General features: G+C 69.1%; 14 protein-coding genes and 1 tRNA gene. 4 read left to right on the forward strand and 11 right to left on the reverse strand.

Annotation, left to right across the window (positions count from 1 at the left end; all coding sequences use genetic code 11):
* Positions 1-14 precede the first annotated feature (14 nt).
* Positions 15-599, forward strand: a complete 585-nt coding sequence (locus AB7F93_RS05510) for a UbiX family flavin prenyltransferase (RefSeq protein ID WP_428301885.1) — start codon at positions 15-17, stop codon at positions 597-599.
* Between the two features lie 143 nt (positions 600-742).
* On the opposite strand, the gene AB7F93_RS05515 is transcribed toward AB7F93_RS05510, so the two are convergent.
* The gene (locus AB7F93_RS05515) at positions 743-1543 is read right to left on the reverse strand and encodes a 1,6-dihydroxycyclohexa-2,4-diene-1-carboxylate dehydrogenase (protein WP_428301886.1); all 801 of its coding nucleotides are present in this window, start codon (positions 1541-1543) and stop codon (positions 743-745) included.
* Between the two features lie 19 nt (positions 1544-1562).
* The gene (locus AB7F93_RS05520; RefSeq protein WP_428301887.1) at positions 1563-1868 is read right to left on the reverse strand and encodes a 2Fe-2S iron-sulfur cluster binding domain-containing protein; all 306 of its coding nucleotides are present in this window, start codon (positions 1866-1868) and stop codon (positions 1563-1565) included.
* Positions 1869-1938: 70 nt separating this feature from the next.
* Between AB7F93_RS05520 and icd the strand changes: the two genes are divergently transcribed.
* A complete protein-coding gene (gene icd, locus AB7F93_RS05525; protein ID WP_428301888.1) occupies positions 1939-3195 on the forward strand; it encodes an NADP-dependent isocitrate dehydrogenase in 1257 nt (418 codons plus the stop codon).
* Between the two features lie 112 nt (positions 3196-3307).
* Here icd and AB7F93_RS05530 read toward each other — a convergent pair whose 3' ends face one another.
* The gene (locus AB7F93_RS05530; RefSeq protein ID WP_428301889.1) at positions 3308-4045 is read right to left on the reverse strand and encodes a TorF family putative porin; all 738 of its coding nucleotides are present in this window, start codon (positions 4043-4045) and stop codon (positions 3308-3310) included.
* A gap of 283 nt (positions 4046-4328) precedes the next feature.
* Between AB7F93_RS05530 and mscL the strand changes: the two genes are divergently transcribed.
* The gene (gene mscL / locus AB7F93_RS05535) at positions 4329-4769 is read left to right on the forward strand and encodes a large-conductance mechanosensitive channel protein MscL (protein ID WP_428301990.1); all 441 of its coding nucleotides are present in this window, start codon (positions 4329-4331) and stop codon (positions 4767-4769) included.
* A gap of 63 nt (positions 4770-4832) precedes the next feature.
* On the opposite strand, the gene AB7F93_RS05540 is transcribed toward mscL, so the two are convergent.
* The 7 genes from AB7F93_RS05540 to AB7F93_RS05570 form a co-directional block, all read right to left on the reverse strand.
* The gene (locus AB7F93_RS05540; protein ID WP_428301890.1) at positions 4833-6914 is read right to left on the reverse strand and encodes a TonB-dependent receptor; all 2082 of its coding nucleotides are present in this window, start codon (positions 6912-6914) and stop codon (positions 4833-4835) included.
* An 83-nt stretch (positions 6915-6997) separates the two neighbouring features.
* Positions 6998-9178 (reverse strand): PQQ-dependent dehydrogenase, methanol/ethanol family, encoded by a 2181-nt coding sequence (locus tag AB7F93_RS05545; RefSeq protein ID WP_428301891.1) that lies wholly within the window; start codon positions 9176-9178, stop codon positions 6998-7000.
* 88 nt (positions 9179-9266) lie between these two features.
* Complete coding sequence (locus AB7F93_RS05550) at positions 9267-10451, reverse strand: MFS transporter (RefSeq protein WP_428301892.1); 1185 nt, start codon at positions 10449-10451, stop codon at positions 9267-9269.
* Between the two features lie 27 nt (positions 10452-10478).
* Positions 10479-11030 (reverse strand): cob(I)yrinic acid a,c-diamide adenosyltransferase, encoded by a 552-nt coding sequence (locus AB7F93_RS05555; RefSeq protein ID WP_428301893.1) that lies wholly within the window; start codon positions 11028-11030, stop codon positions 10479-10481.
* A 22-nt stretch (positions 11031-11052) separates the two neighbouring features.
* A complete protein-coding gene (locus AB7F93_RS05560) occupies positions 11053-11493 on the reverse strand; it encodes a PGPGW domain-containing protein (RefSeq protein ID WP_428301894.1) in 441 nt (146 codons plus the stop codon).
* The gene (gene murU / locus AB7F93_RS05565; RefSeq protein ID WP_428301895.1) at positions 11490-12149 is read right to left on the reverse strand and encodes an N-acetylmuramate alpha-1-phosphate uridylyltransferase MurU; all 660 of its coding nucleotides are present in this window, start codon (positions 12147-12149) and stop codon (positions 11490-11492) included. The genes AB7F93_RS05560 and murU overlap by 4 nt, the downstream gene beginning before the upstream one ends.
* Positions 12146-13144: an aminoglycoside phosphotransferase family protein gene (locus tag AB7F93_RS05570; protein WP_428301896.1), complete on the reverse strand. Its 999-nt coding sequence runs from the start codon at positions 13142-13144 to the stop codon at positions 12146-12148. Before AB7F93_RS05570 ends, murU begins: the two co-directional genes overlap by 4 nt.
* 120 nt (positions 13145-13264) lie before the next feature.
* On the opposite strand from AB7F93_RS05570, the gene AB7F93_RS05575 reads away from it, so the two are divergent.
* A tRNA-Thr gene (locus tag AB7F93_RS05575) sits at positions 13265-13340 on the forward strand.
* A gap of 108 nt (positions 13341-13448) precedes the next feature.
* On the opposite strand, the gene AB7F93_RS05580 is transcribed toward AB7F93_RS05575, so the two are convergent.
* Positions 13449-13958, reverse strand: coding sequence for a hypothetical protein (locus AB7F93_RS05580; protein ID WP_428301897.1), 510 nt, complete (start codon positions 13956-13958; stop codon positions 13449-13451).
* Between the last annotated feature and the right edge of the window lie 40 nt (positions 13959-13998).

Here is a 13998-nt window from a genome sequence, read left to right on the forward strand (position 1 = left end):
CGCGAGGGGAAAGCATGAAAAAACGCTTGATCGTCGGCGTCAGCGGCGCCACCGGGGCCGTGTACGCCTACGAGCTGCTGCGGCAGCTGCGCGCCATGGGCGGCATCGAAACGCACCTGGTGATGTCGTCCGCGGCGGTGCTCACAGCCCGCCAGGAGCTGCGCCGCGAGCGGGCCGATTTCGAGGCCGTCGCGGACGTGATCCACAACGTCAAGGACATCGGGGCCAGCATCGCGTCCGGCTCGTTCATCACCGAGGGCATGGTGATCGTGCCGTGCTCGATGAAGACGCTGGCCTCGGTGGCACACGGTTACTCGGACAACCTCATCTCGCGCGCCGCGGACGTGATCCTGAAGCAGCGCCGGCGCCTCGTGCTGGTCACGCGCGAGACGCCGCTGAACCTCGCCCACATCCGCAACATGGAGGCGGTGACGCTGATGGGCGGCATCATCTTCCCGCCGGTGCCGGCGTTCTACGCCGATCTCACCACGCTCGACGACATGGTCACGCACACCGTCGGGCGCATCCTGGATCTGTTCGGCATGGAGCACACGCTGGTCAACCGCTGGCGCGGGCTCGGTGACACGCTTAAGGATTGAGGGGCAGGGAGGCTGCGTTTCCCGTCCGGGACAGGGAGCCCCGGCGCGGATCAAGAACCTCAGTTCTTGATCCGCGGAGCGCGCCGCGGGCATGTACCGCGGCGCAGCGAGTAGAAAAATTCCACGGACGGAATTTTTCTACTTCAAATAGCGGTCCCGCCGCTCACCGGCAGCACGTAGCCGGTCAGATACGACGCCTCCGGCGACGCCAGAAAGCAGATCGCCGCCGCCTGTTCCTCGGGTTTGGCAAAGCGCTTGATGAAGGCGTCCTGCAGGGTCTGGTCCATCACGCCGCGCATCCATTGCTGGTCGCGCTCGGTGGGCGGCGTCGGCGTGCGCGGGATGGCGCGCTGGCCGACATCCGTGCCGCCGGGGGCGATGCAGTTCACACGCACGCCGAACTCGGCAAGCTCGTACGCCAGCGACACCGTGATGGCATGCACGCCGCCCTTGCAGGCGGTGTACGGCACCCGGTAGACGCCGCGCGTGGCGGTGGAGCCGACGTTGACGATGGCGCCGGCGCGCCGCTCCACCATGTGCGGAATCACCGCCCGGCAGGTCCACAGCGTCGGCCACAGCGAGCGCTGCACCTCTTTTTCGATTTCCTCGGGTGCGTATTCCCAGTACGGGCGCGCCCAGATGGTGCCGCCGACGTTGTTGACCAGCACGTCGATGCGGCCATACGCCGCCAGTGCCGCGGCCGTGATCTGCTGCGCGCCTGCCCAGGTTTCAAGATCGCCGAGCGCGATTTCCGCCTGCCCGCCGGCGGCGCGGATCTCGTCCCGCACCGCCTCCGCCTGCGGCGCGGCGCGATCGGCGACGATGACCTGCGCGCCCTCGGCAGCGAGCCGCAGCGCCGTGGCGCGGCCGATGCCCTGTGCGGCGCCGGTGACGACGGCGACGTGGTTGTCGAAGCGGCGGCAGTGGTAGGCGTTGTCGGTCATGAGGCTTGTCCTTCGGGTGTCAACGAGTGAGCGCCTTGTGCAGCTTGCCGACCACGCGCAGCGTCAGATCAGCATCCGCAAACGTGCGGCAGGCCAGCGCGTAACCCTGCTGTTCTTCCTCGGCCGTCACCTGGTCACGGCTCATCTTGCGCGTGTGGTACCGGCCGCTCAGCACCTGAATCTTGCACACGCCGCAGCCGCCGCCATAGCAGCCTTGCGGAATGCCCTTGCGGCCGAGGCGGCTCATGCCGTGCAACACGGACTGTTCCTCGGCGCAGGGAAAGCTCTCGCCGCTGTCGGTGATGAGGATGCTGTGCTGGGTCATGGGCGGGCGCGGTCGGGTTGGCAGGCTTGTCGCTTAAAATGGCCTTTTTCCGCAACAGGCAGGCGAGGCCATGGCTTACGACAAAATCATTGTACCGACCGACGGCACGCGCATTACCGCCAAGGCCGACAACTCGCTGAACGTGCCGGACCGGCCGATCATCCCGTTCATCGAGGGTGACGGCATCGGCATCGACGTGACGCCGCCGATGATCGAGGTGCTCGACGCCGCCGTCGCCAAGGCCTACGGCGGCAAGCGCTCGATCGCCTGGATGGAAATTTACGCCGGCGCCAAGGCGGCCGCGCTGTACGGCAACGACACCTACCTGCCGGCCGAGACGCTGACCGCGATGCGCGAGTTCCTGGTCGGCATCAAGGGCCCGCTGGAGACGCCGGTCGGCGGCGGCATCCGCTCGCTGAACGTGGCGCTGCGCCAGGAACTGGATCTGTACGTGTGCCTGCGCCCGGTGCGCTACTACACCGGCACGCCGAGCCCCATCAAGCGCCCGGAGGACACCGACATGGTGATCTTCCGCGAGAACTCCGAGGACATCTACGCCGGCATCGAGTGGGCGGCGAAAACCCCCGACGCGCGCAAGGTCATCGATTTCCTGATCAAGGAAATGGGCGTCAAGAAGATCCGCTTCCCGGAAAGCTCCGGCATCGGCATCAAGCCCGTGTCCGAGGAAGGCACCCAGCGCCTGGTGCGCAAGGCCATCCAGTACGCCATCGACAACGACCGCCCGTCGGTCACGCTGGTGCACAAGGGCAACATCATGAAGTTCACCGAGGGTGGCTTCCGCGACTGGGGCTACGCACTCGCCAAGGGCGAGTTCGGCGCGGTCGAGATCGACGGCGGCCCGTGGTGCAGCTTCAAGAACCCGCGCACCGGCAACGACATCGTGGTCAAGGACGCGATCGCGGACGCCTTCCTGCAGCAGATCCTGACCCGCCCGCGCGACTACAGCGTGATCGCCACGCTGAACCTCAACGGCGACTACATCTCGGACGCACTCGCCGCGCAGGTCGGCGGCATCGGCATCGCGCCCGGCGCCAACATGTCGGACACCGTGGCGCTGTTCGAGGCCACGCACGGCACCGCGCCCAAGTACGCCGGCAAGAACATGTCGAACCCGGGCTCGATCATCCTGTCCGGCGAGATGATGCTGCGGCACCTCGGCTGGACCGAAGCGGCGGACCTGGTGGTCAAGGGCATCTCGGGCGCCATCCAGGCCAAGACCGTGACCTACGACTTCGAGCGCCTGATGGACGGCGCCACCAAGCTCGGCAGCCGCGAGTTCGGGCGAGCGATCGTCGCCAACATGTGAGGTAAACACGCCCGGCGACGCTTGGTCGCCGGGCCGTTTTCGGGACACAAAAAAAGCGGGTGGACCATCAGGCCCACCCGCTTTTTTGTTGCGTTGAACGCCGGCGCGTCTGTTACAGCGCCTTGCTCACGCTGAACACGGCGCGACCGTCGCACCAGTCGCCGAACGGCTCGGCACCGCCGAAGCAGTCGCTGCCGCTGAGGTCGGTGTCGGTGTAGGCCAGCTTGAGGCCAATGCCCGCCACCGTGGTCGAGGCGTACAGCGACCAGTTGTTGTAGTCCGGCGCGCCGAACTTGAGGTTGCGCGAAATGTCCTGGTGGCCGAAGGTGGCACCCACGGTGAAGGAGCCGACCGGCGCGGACAGGCCGAGTTCGGAGTACAGGCCCTTGCCGGTCTCGTTGTAGAAGTTGGGGCTCCACATCACCATCAGGCTGGCGGTGGCCGGGCCGACCGGGTAGGTCAGCGTCGGGCCGAATTCCCAGTAGTCGTACTTGAGGCCGGAGTTGTCCGACACGCCGGGGTAGGCGTAGTAGATGCCGCCGAACTTCCAGCCCAGGTCACCGACCTTGCCGGTCATGCCCGCGTACAGGTCGACTTCAATGTGCGCCTCGTCGGTGGCGCCGAAGTCGCTCTCGCTGAAATCGACGTTCGAGGCCCACACGCCGGCGTATGCGCCGCTGCTGTGAGCGTAGTCCAGACCGCCCTGGATGGCCGGCTTCTCGTCGGTCTGGCTCAGGCCGCGGAACACGTAGTCGCTGGTCAGGCCGATGTTGCCGGTGATGTCGGCAGCGGCACCGACACTGGCCAGCAGGCCGACGCTGGCGAGCGAGCTCAGGAAAACGGTTTTCATGCTGTGCAGGTCTCCCATGCTTGCCCGGGCGCCGGAATGGCGGCGGGCGCCCGGAATCTATTGCAATGTTCGCGCCAGCTCATATCAGCCCGCTGCCCGCTGCGCGAGGCCACAGCCCTCGCTGACAATGCTCAGTAGCAGGGCACGTCATGGGCCGCGCGCGCCAAAATGGTGCTGTTGGTTGGGCGTGAACGTTGTTGCACTATACGGGCGCCGCAGTTGTGCGGCTGCGGCGCGTGTTGAGCGCGCCGTCAACAACGAAGAGGGGATACCCACCATGTCAATGATGAAAGAATTCCGAGATTTCGCGATGCGGGGCAGCGTGGTCGACTTGGCGGTCGGCGTGGTCATCGGCGCTGCCTTCGGCGCCATCGTCAAGTCCCTGGTGGACGACGTGCTGATGCCGCCAATCGGTCTGCTGCTCGGCAACGTCGACTTCTCTAACCTGTTCCTGGTATTGAAAGAGGGCGCCACGGCAGCGCCCTACCTGTCAGTTGCCGCCGCGAAAGCGGCCGGTGCCGTTACGCTGAACTACGGCTTGTTCATCAACGCCATCGTGAGTTTCCTGATCGTCGCGTTTGCGATCTTCATGGTGATCAAGAACCTGAACCGGCTCAAAAAACCCGAGCCGGCGGCGGCGCCGACCACCAAGGACTGCCCGCACTGCGCCACCGCCATTCCGCTGGCGGCCACGCGCTGCCCACATTGCACGTCGCAGCTGTGAGCTAAGGCGCGCAGGCGCTCCCAAAAAAAGCCCCGGGCGACCCAGTCGTCCGGGGCATTTTTTTTATGGCGTCCACTCGATACCCACGAACAGCTCGCGCGGTCGGCCGGGGAAGTAGCGGTAATTGCCGAAGGCCAAGTCCGCCCGCTCGGCGTAATTGCGGTTGGTGAGGTTGGTCAGGCGCGCGAACAGCGTGGCGTGGGGATTGGCGGTCCAGTCCACGCGCAGGTTCGCGAGCGTGTGGCCGGGGTAGCGGGCGCTGTTGGCGGCGTCGAGGTAGTAGCGGCCCATGCGGATGCCCTCCAACTCCACGGTCAGGTCGCGGCGGGGTTGATAGAGCCAGCGCAGGTTGGCCATGAACGGCGGCGCGGTGTCGATCTCGTTGCCGCGCTCGATGGTCTCGCCGCCGCTCGCGACGCGGTCGAAGGCGTAGCGGTGGCGGGCGAGGCTCGCGGCGAGGTTCAGCTCGTGCCGGGTTGCCGGGCGCCAGGTGGCCTCGGCTTCGAGCCCGTAGTGCCGCGTCTTGCCGTCGCTGACGTTGAAACCCTGCGCGTCGGCGAAGATGAAATGGCGCTTTTCCATGCCGAACGCGGTCAAGTCCACGCGCAGGTCGGACCAGGCGCGCCGGTAGCCGAGTTCCACTCCGTCGAGGCGCTCGCTGTCGAGATCGGCCGTGGTCTGGCCCCGTTGCAGGCGGTACAGCTCGGTGACCTGCGGCGGCCGAAAGCCGCTCGACAGCGCCGCGTGCCATTGACCGTCGGCCAGCTCCCCGTGACGCAGGCCAAGCCGGCCGGCGAGGTTGGTGAAGTCGTCCTTGCGGTCGGCCGGGCGGTTGTAGAGACAGCCTCCGAAGCCGCACGGCGTGCCATCGTCCCGCGTGTTGCCGTCGAGCGCCCGGTTGTCGTAGTCGTAGTCAAGGTACTCGCCGCGCAGGCTCGCCAGCACGTGCCAGCGGCCGGCGGCGTCGAGCGGCACATCGAGCGCCTGCCACAGCCCCGCCATGCGCGAACCGACCTCGAAGTCGTAATGCACGCCCGCCGGCCGGGTCGCCTGCTGGGCTGGCGTGCCGGTGGTGAGCGGCCGGGCCTGGAACTCCTGCAGGAAGCCGCGCGCGTACTCGACCACCGCGCCGCCCTGCCAGTCGATGCCACCCGGCAGCGGCTTGCGCAGATCGAGCAGCACGCCGGCGCTGCGCTGGCCGTTGGTCTCGGTGGGCTGGCCGAGCAGGAAGTGCTGCAGGAAATCCATGTACGACCAGCGCGCGTAGGGCGTGATCGACAGCGCCGCGTCATTGCCGAGCACGGTGCGCCAAGCGCTGGCCGCGCGTGCCGACGAGGCGTCGCGGTAGGCCTCCGGATTCACGTTGTCGCGCCTGAGACCGGCCTTGCGGTAGGCGTTCTTGCCGACGATGAAGCCGGCGGTTTCCTGGTTGAGGTTGCTCGCGGCAAGCCGCGAGGTGACCTGCCAGCGGCCGAGGTCGGTCGCGTGCGCGAGGCCGAGCTTTTGCTCGCCGACCGGCGCGGCGTCCCGAAAGCCGTTGCTGTCCATGCCCTGCGCGTCGAGCCGCCAGTGCCGCGAGCCGGCGGACACGCGGCCGGTGGCGGTGTCGTCGGGTCCGGCTTCCAGACCGACCGTCCACGGCTGCGGTCCCGGCCGGTGCGAGACGATGTTGATGGCGCCGTGCAGCGCGTTGGCGCCGTACTGGCTGCTGGCCGGGCCGCGGGCCACCTCCACCGCAGCAGCCTGCGCGAAATCAACCTCGAACAGCTCGTTCACGTTGCAGAAGCCGGCCGGCCGGATCGGGATGCCGTCCTCCAGAATCTGGAACGCGCCACAGGCGCCGGGGCCGGTGAGCACCGGCGAGCGGATGGCGATCAGGCTCTCCTGGCCGTCGCCGCGGCTCACCCACACGTCCGGCACGCGCGCGAACAGTTCGCTCGCGTGCGCGGGGCGCGTGCGGGCGATGTCGGCGGCGTCGATGCGGCTGCCGCTGCCGGCGGCGGTCCACTGCGCGATGTCGCGCGGTGCCTCGATGGTCACCACCAGCGGCGGGGTGTCATCGCTCCGGCCGTGGGCCGGAGCGAGGGCCGCACTGCCCAGCAGCACTACCGCGAGCCAGGGATGGCTCGCGCCCCGATCAAGCACGGTACGTGCTTGATCGGGGGAGCCTGTCGCGGGCATGTACCGCGACAGCGCGAGTTGAAAAAAGCATGGATGCTTTTTTCAACCTAAGCCGTTACCTGGATGAACCAGGCCACCAGCTTGGCCAGCACGCCGTAGGCCCAGTTCTTGACCGCGAGCCACCAGCCGCCGGCCTGCTCGCGCTGCGTCTGGTGGGCGCGCTCGATGAGATAGGCGTGGATGGCGTTCGCGTCGTCGGCGCTGAGGTATTTCGACCAGCCGACCATGCCGAGATCCTTGTACAGGCCGTCGAGCACGATCTTGTCGAACAGCGCGTGCGTGCCGGGCTGCATGTAGCGCAGGTCGGCGAGCGTGGGCGACTCGGCGTTCAGGCCGTGACACACCGAGCAGTAGGCGTGGTAGAGCGCGTCGCCTTTGCCGATGGTGTCGGCCGACGCCGTCTGTGCCGGGGGCTGCGGCAGCACCGGCGGCGGCGGCGCGGGCGGCAATTGCGCACTGCCGCCGAGCTTGAAGGCCAGCAGGCGGCCGCCGACCTGGTCGCCCTCGCGCGGCGCGATGCCGCCGGCCAGTCCCAGCGCCCCGCCCCAGCCGACCATGACCGCCACGTACTGCTCGCCATCGACGGCGTAGCTCACCGGCGGCGCCACGATGCCGGATTGCGTGGGCGCGCTCCACAGGCGCTGGCCGTTGTCGGCGCGGTAGGCCACCAGCTCGCCCTTGGCGTTGCCCTGGAACAGCAGGTTGCCGGCGGTGCTGAGCATGCCGCCGTTCCACGGGCCGTCGTGCTGCACGCGCCAGACTTCCTTCTGCGCTACCGGATCCCAGGCGCCGATGTGGCCCTTGGCGATGGCGCGCATCACGTTCCGCGTGAGCGCCGGGTCCTGGCCCGGCGGCGGCATGGCGGCGGCCATGTCGACCGCCATGTTCCACGGGTGGCGGCCGTACTCGAAGCCCTTCTCCTGCGCATACGTGAACGGCAGATCCTGCGCCGGGATGTACACCAGGCCGGTCAGCGGGCTGTAGGACATCGGCTGCCAGTTGTGGCCGCCGAACGGCGCCGGGAAGATCAGCTTCTTCTCGTCGCGGTACTGGTTGGGATCGGACTCCACCGGCCGGCCGGTGGCCGGGTCCACGTGCGTGGCCCAGGTGACGTGCACGTAGTTCTCGGCCGAGATGAACTGCCCGGTGGCGCGGTCCAGTACATAGAAGAAGCCGTTCTTGGGCGCCTGCATGATCACCTTGCGCAGCTGCCCGCCGAGCGTGATGTCGGCCAGGATCATGTGCTGCGTGGCGGTGTAGTCGAAGGTCTCGCTGGGCGTGGTCTGGTAGTGCCACACGTGGCGGCCGGTGTCCGGGTCGAGCGCCACGATGGACGACAGGAACAGGTTGTCGCCGTCGGCCTTGCTGCGCTCCCAGCGGTTCCACGGCGCGCCGTTGCCGACGCCGACGTACAGCAGATTCAGGTCCGGGTCGTAGGCCATGGAATCCCACACCGTGCCGCCGCCGCCACCCTTGTTCCACCACTCGCCGGCCGGGTTCCAGGTCTTGGCGGCCATCTCCATGTCGGGGGACTCGTAGCCCCTGGACGGGTCGCCCGGCACGGTCCAGAAGCGCCACACCATCTGGCCGGTGTTGGCGTCGTAGGCGGACACGTAGCCGCGCACGCCGTACTCGGCGCCGCCGTTGCCGATGATGACCTTGTCCTTGACGATGCGCGGCGCGCCGGTGATCGAGTACGGCTTGCTCGGGTCGATGGTGAGCGTTTCCCAGGCAAGCTGCCCGGTGGCGGCGTCTAGCGCAACAAGCCGCCCGTCGATGGTGCCGACGTAGACGCGGCCCTTCCACACCGCCGCACCGCGGTTCACCACGTCGCAGCAGGCATTCACGCCCCAGGCGCGCGGCACCTTGGGGTCGTAGGTCCACAGGGTCTTGCCGGTGGCGGCGTCGATGGCGTACACGCGGCTCCAGTCGCCGGTGGTGTAGATGACGCCGTCCACCACGATGGGCGTGGCTTCTAGCCCGCGCCGGGTGCCGAGGTCCGCGTACCAGGCCAGACCCAGCTTGCCGATGGTGTCGGCATTGATGCCGTCGAGCGGGCTGAAGCGCTGCTCGCCGTACGTGCGCCCGTGGGCGAGCCAGTTACCTGGTTCACCGTCGGCGCCGATGATGCGCGCCTCGTCCACCGCGCCCGGCGTGGCCTGCGCGCCGTGGATGCCCAGCACCAGCGCCGCAATGGCCAGCGCATGACGCACGTTCCGTGAACCCATTGGTTTCCCCTCCCGAAATCCTTTTCGAACGCCCGTTCAGCGCGGCGCCGGCATTATGGCAAAAAGCCCCGACGACCCGCCGCGGCCATCACGGCGCGGCGACCGCATCCGCCTGCGCCCACCGGTACGCCGGCAGCAGGGCCAGCGCCAGCAGCAGCGTGAAGCCGGCCCAGCACTGGATGGCCGCCGGCAGGCCGAGTTGCTGGGCGATCACGCCGATGAAAAACGGCCCCGTCAAATGCGACAGGCCCCAGCCCATGCCGCCGATGGCGAGTGCCGAGCCGCGCGCCTCGGGGGGTGCCGCGGCGGCGACGATGAGCTGGTAGTACAGCAGCAACATGCCGGAGGCGACGCCGATCAGCCCGATCAGCGCGCCGCTGGTCGGCAGCCAGGTGCCGAGTGGCGCGGCATACAGCAGCGCCGCTAGTGCGATGCCGGCCCCGACCGCCAGCGGCAGCCCAGCTCGCGAGCCGAGCGCCCGGGCGAGCAGCAGCGTCGCCGCCGCGGCGCCGAGCGGGCGCAGCGCCATCAGCGGGCCGATGGCGCCCTCGCCGAAACCGAGATCACGCAGCAGGATCGGAAAGAACGACTGCGCCAGCGACACCGGCTGCGCGCACAGAAACGAGGTCAGCAGCGCAAACCAGATGGCGCGGCGCCGAAACAGCGGCCCGAAATGCGCGCCGAGCGCGGCGCCATGACCTGCCGTGCGCGCAACTTTGGGCAAGCAGGCCGCCGCCAGCAGGGCGATGCCAGCGATGCCGGCAAACACCGCGAACGTGCCGCCGTACCCGAAGCCCAGCACCAGCACGCCGGCGAGCGCGGTGCCGGAAATCTGCCCGAGGCTCATCAGCGTGTTCAGCCGCCCGAGGTTGACCGCCCGCTCGCCCGGCAGGGCCGCCGCGATCGATTGCGAGGCCGGCCAGAACACGCCGCGCGAGTAGGTGAGGAACAACTGCGCCGCGAGCAGCGTCCAGAAGTCCCGGGCAAAGATGCACGCGACGCCGCCGAGCGCCAGCGTGAGCGCGGCCTGCATCAGGATGTTGCGTCCGCCCCAGTGGTCCGCCGCCGCGCCGCCGTACAGGCCGAGCAGCAGCTGCACCACCACCGGCGCCCCGAGCACGGTGCCGATGCGCAGCGGATCGAGCCCGATGTGGGCCGCGTACAGCGGCAGCACGATGTGCGTGAGGCCGAGCCCGAAGTTCCAGCCGACTGTGGCGATGCCGAGCGCGAGCGCCGGCCCGGACCAGGCGGACGGCGTCCGCTCAGCGTCCACGGGGTGCCGCCGGGGAGGTCGCGTCCGTCACGCGTCCGCAGGCCGCTGCCAGAGCACGTCAGGCACGCCGGCGGCGCGGTTCAGGCTGCGCGACAGCACGAACAGCAGGTCCGACAGGCGGTTCAGGTACTTGAGGCCCGTCTCGCCGCCCGGCTCGGTCGCCAGCAGCGTCACCACCCGCCGCTCGGCGCGCCGGCACACGGTGCGCGCCAGATGACACACCGCCGCCGCGGGGCTGCCGCCCGGCAGGATGAAGTCGGCGAGGGGTTCCAGGTCCGCGTTGAGCTGGTCGAGCCAGCCTTCGAGGCCGGTCACTTGCGCGTCGGTGAGGATGCTGTGGCCCGGGATGCACAGCTCGCCGCCCAGATCGAACAGCCGGTGCTGAATATCGGACAGCCAGCCGTCGATGTCGCCCGGCAGCGCGTGCGTGCGCAGCATGCCGATCACGCTGTTGAGTTCGTCGACCGTGCCGTAGGCCTCCACGCGGGCGGCGTCCTTGGCCACGCGCGAGCCGTCCCCAAGGCCCGTGGTGCCCTTGTCGCCGGTGCGGGTATAGATGCGGGTCAGGCGCTTGCCCATGCGGGCCTCCGGGTGTTGGCGGTCAGGGCAGATGCAGCGGCGGGCGGCCGGCGCGCTCGCGCATCAGCGTGATGGCGGCACGCACCTGCGGGCGCGACACCAGCCAGCGCTCCAGGTGGTACTTGCCGGGCAGGTTGAGCAACGCAAACGACCCCAGCACCGTGACGACCCCCGGGCCGGGGAGCACCATCATGGCCAGCCCCGCCACCAGCAGCACCAGGCCGACCAGGTTCTTGGCTACCAGCAGCGTGTAGCGCAGCAGCCAGTGGCCGGTGTGCGGCACCGGCGGGCGGTGCTCACGAAAGAAGTAATCCTGCGGCAAACGCGCCACCAGCACCGGTAGCAGCAGCAGGGTACCGAGCAGCGTGAGCAGGGACACCGGCGTCGCCCACGCCAGCCACCCCGGGTCGAAGCCGACCAGCGCCAACACGCGTGTTACCAGGTCGCGCACCGCGTCGATCACGCGGCCCCCTGCGCCCGCGCCAGGCGGTCCGGCGTGCCGACATCAAGCCACGCGCCGGCGTGGTGCTCGCCGGTCACCTGCCCGGCGTCGGCGGCCCGGCGCAGCAGCGGCGTGAGGCTGAAATTGTCCCCGGTCGCGCCGTCCAGCAGCCGCGGGTCGATCACGCTCACGCCGGCGAAGGTCAGCATGGTCTGTCCCTGGTTGGCCACCCGCCCGTGCGGCAGCAGCGCGAAATCGCCGGCCGCGTTGTGGTCCGGGTTGTCGACCAGCACCAGATGCGCCAGGCCGGCCAGCGGCCGACGCAGCGCGCTGAGCGGGTAGTCACACCGCACGTCGGCGTTGACCAGCACGAACGGCTGCGGCCCCAGCCGCGGCAGTGCGCGCTTGATGCCGCCGCCGGTACCGAGCGGCCCGTCCGGCTCCCGCGAGTAGTCGATGCGCGCCCCGAAGCGGCTGCCGTCGCCAAGCGCGGCCTCGATCTGCTCGCCAAGGTAAGCCACGTTCACCACCAGATCGGTAAAGCCCGCCGCCACCAGCGCCCGCACGCGGTGCGCGATCAGCGGCTCGCCGTCCACGGCCAGTAGCGGTTTGGGCAGATCACGCGTGAGCGCGCCCATGCGCGTGCCGAGCCCGGCGGCGAGGATCATCGCCTTCACCGCGCGACCCCATGCAGGTCGGCCAGCAGGCCGGCCAGCGGGGCGAGCGCCGACGTGCGCGCGGCAGCGGCCTCGATGTACGCCACGAAGCGCGGCGTTTCCGCCAGATACCGCGGCTTGCCGTCGCGGTAATTCAGGCGCGCGAAGATGCCAAGCACCTTCAGATGCCGCTGCGCGCCCATGATGTCGCAGTCGGCCTCGAACGCGTCGAAACGCCCCGGCACCGGCACGCCCGCCGCGCGCGCGCGCTGCCAGTAGTCGGCGAGCCAGCGCTGTTCGCGTTCGCGCGGCCAGGACACAAAGGCATCGCGCACCAGGGACGTCGGGTCGTAACTCACCGGCCCGTACACGGCGTCCTGAAAATCGAGGATGCCGGCGCCGCCCGGCGCGCCGTCGGCCGGCATAAGATTGCGTGGCATGTAGTCGCGGTGCACGTACACGCGCGGTTGCGCCAGCGCACGCTCGATCAGCAGGCCGCGCACAGCCTGCCAGGTGGCGGCCTGCGCGGGCGTGAATTCGCGTCCCAGATGGCGCGCCACGTACCAGTCCGGGAACAGATCGAGCTCCCGCCCGAGCAGGGCGTCGTCATACGGCGGCAGCACGCCCGGCCGGCTGGCGGCCTGCCAGCGCACCAGCGCGTCGATGGCATCGTCCATCAGCGCGTCCGCGTTCGCGTCGCCGATCACATCGAGGTAAGTGTGCCGGCCAAGATCGCTCAGCAGCAGGAAGCCCCGCCCAAGATCGGCGGCCAGCACCTGCGGCGCGTTCAAGCCCGCCTCGCGCAGCAGCCCCGCCACGTGGACGAACGGCCGGCAGTCCTCCTGCGGCGGCGGTGCGTCCATCGCGATCAGCGTGCCGCCGGCGTGACCGACGCGGAAATAGCGCCGGAAACTGGCGTCCGCCGAAGCCGGCTCCAGCGAAAAGTCAGCCAGGCGCTCCGCCACCCAGGCGTGCAGCGCGGCAAGACGTGGGTCGATCGTTTCGGCAGCAGGCACGGAGGCAACGCGTGGCGGGAAGCGGCCCGCATTCTAGCGACAAGCGTCCGCAGGCGCCGGTGGCCGCGGGCCTGCGGCTATAATTGCCGCCCCCGGCCCCCGCGGCCGGACGCGTCCCGCGCCGATGTAGCTCAGTCGGTAGAGCAGCTGATTCGTAATCAGCAGGTCGGAGGTTCGAGTCCTCTCATCGGCACCATAAAAACAACGAGTTGCGCGAATTTACTGGCGTGTCTGCGTTTCGCTGGTGCGTCTGAGGCGCGCGAAGTTGGCGCGCTCTGGGGCGCGGCAAGACGGCCGGAGGCGCCTAGAAAAATTCCACGGCGGCAGGTTTCGTTGGCGGGATTGCGGGACCGGCCGCTTGGCGGCGCATGTGGTCGATAGCCAGTCGGGAGCCGGTGAGGTCGAAACGGACAGCCTTGAACTGGCCGTTCTGCAGGGCCAGGGCGAAGCCGACACGCGTGTCGGTCTTGATGATGTGGTCGATGGCAGCGAAGTCTTCGAACGCGTAGCGGTGTTGGCCGTCGGCGTTTGGAGATAGACACAGCAGGCGCAGTTGGGCGGTGCCGCTGTCGGAGTTGGACAGGGCGGTGTAGCTCGCGCCCTCGGTACATGGCGAGCGAATGACCAGCAGCCAGACGCAGTCCTCACCATTCAGATCGCAGGATTGGCTTAGCACGTCGCGGCTATCGTTGATGGTGGCGGCGAACAGGGCGCCGTCGGTGGCGACGGAGGCAAGCCAGGCGCCGAATGATTGGGCGGCGCCGGCGGGCGCGGCGAGCGCGATGAGGAGCAGAGCGTGGAACAGGTGTTTCATGTCAGTCCTCGGGGTTGTCGGCGGGGAAGTCGGCCGGGGT

It is taken from the genome of Immundisolibacter sp., assembly GCF_050250495.1.
Lineage (GTDB): Bacteria > Pseudomonadota > Gammaproteobacteria > Immundisolibacterales > Immundisolibacteraceae > Immundisolibacter.

Excerpts from the sequence above, each read along its gene's own strand:
- AB7F93_RS05580 (WP_428301897.1), bottom strand. The coding sequence starts at position 13,958 with ATGAAACACCTGTTCCACGCTCTGCTCCTCATCGCGCTCGCCGCGCCC.
- AB7F93_RS05515 (WP_428301886.1), bottom strand. The coding sequence starts at position 1,543 with ATGACCGACAACGCCTACCACTGCCGCCGCTTCGACAACCACGTCGCC.
- AB7F93_RS05545 (WP_428301891.1), bottom strand. The coding sequence starts at position 9,178 with ATGGGTTCACGGAACGTGCGTCATGCGCTGGCCATTGCGGCGCTGGTG.
- mscL (WP_428301990.1), top strand. The coding sequence starts at position 4,329 with ATGATGAAAGAATTCCGAGATTTCGCGATGCGGGGCAGCGTGGTCGAC.
- AB7F93_RS05530 (WP_428301889.1), bottom strand. The coding sequence starts at position 4,045 with ATGAAAACCGTTTTCCTGAGCTCGCTCGCCAGCGTCGGCCTGCTGGCC.
- AB7F93_RS05510 (WP_428301885.1), top strand. The coding sequence starts at position 15 with ATGAAAAAACGCTTGATCGTCGGCGTCAGCGGCGCCACCGGGGCCGTG.
- AB7F93_RS05555 (WP_428301893.1), bottom strand. The coding sequence starts at position 11,030 with ATGGGCAAGCGCCTGACCCGCATCTATACCCGCACCGGCGACAAGGGC.
- icd (WP_428301888.1), top strand. The coding sequence starts at position 1,939 with ATGGCTTACGACAAAATCATTGTACCGACCGACGGCACGCGCATTACC.
- AB7F93_RS05520 (WP_428301887.1), bottom strand. The coding sequence starts at position 1,868 with ATGACCCAGCACAGCATCCTCATCACCGACAGCGGCGAGAGCTTTCCC.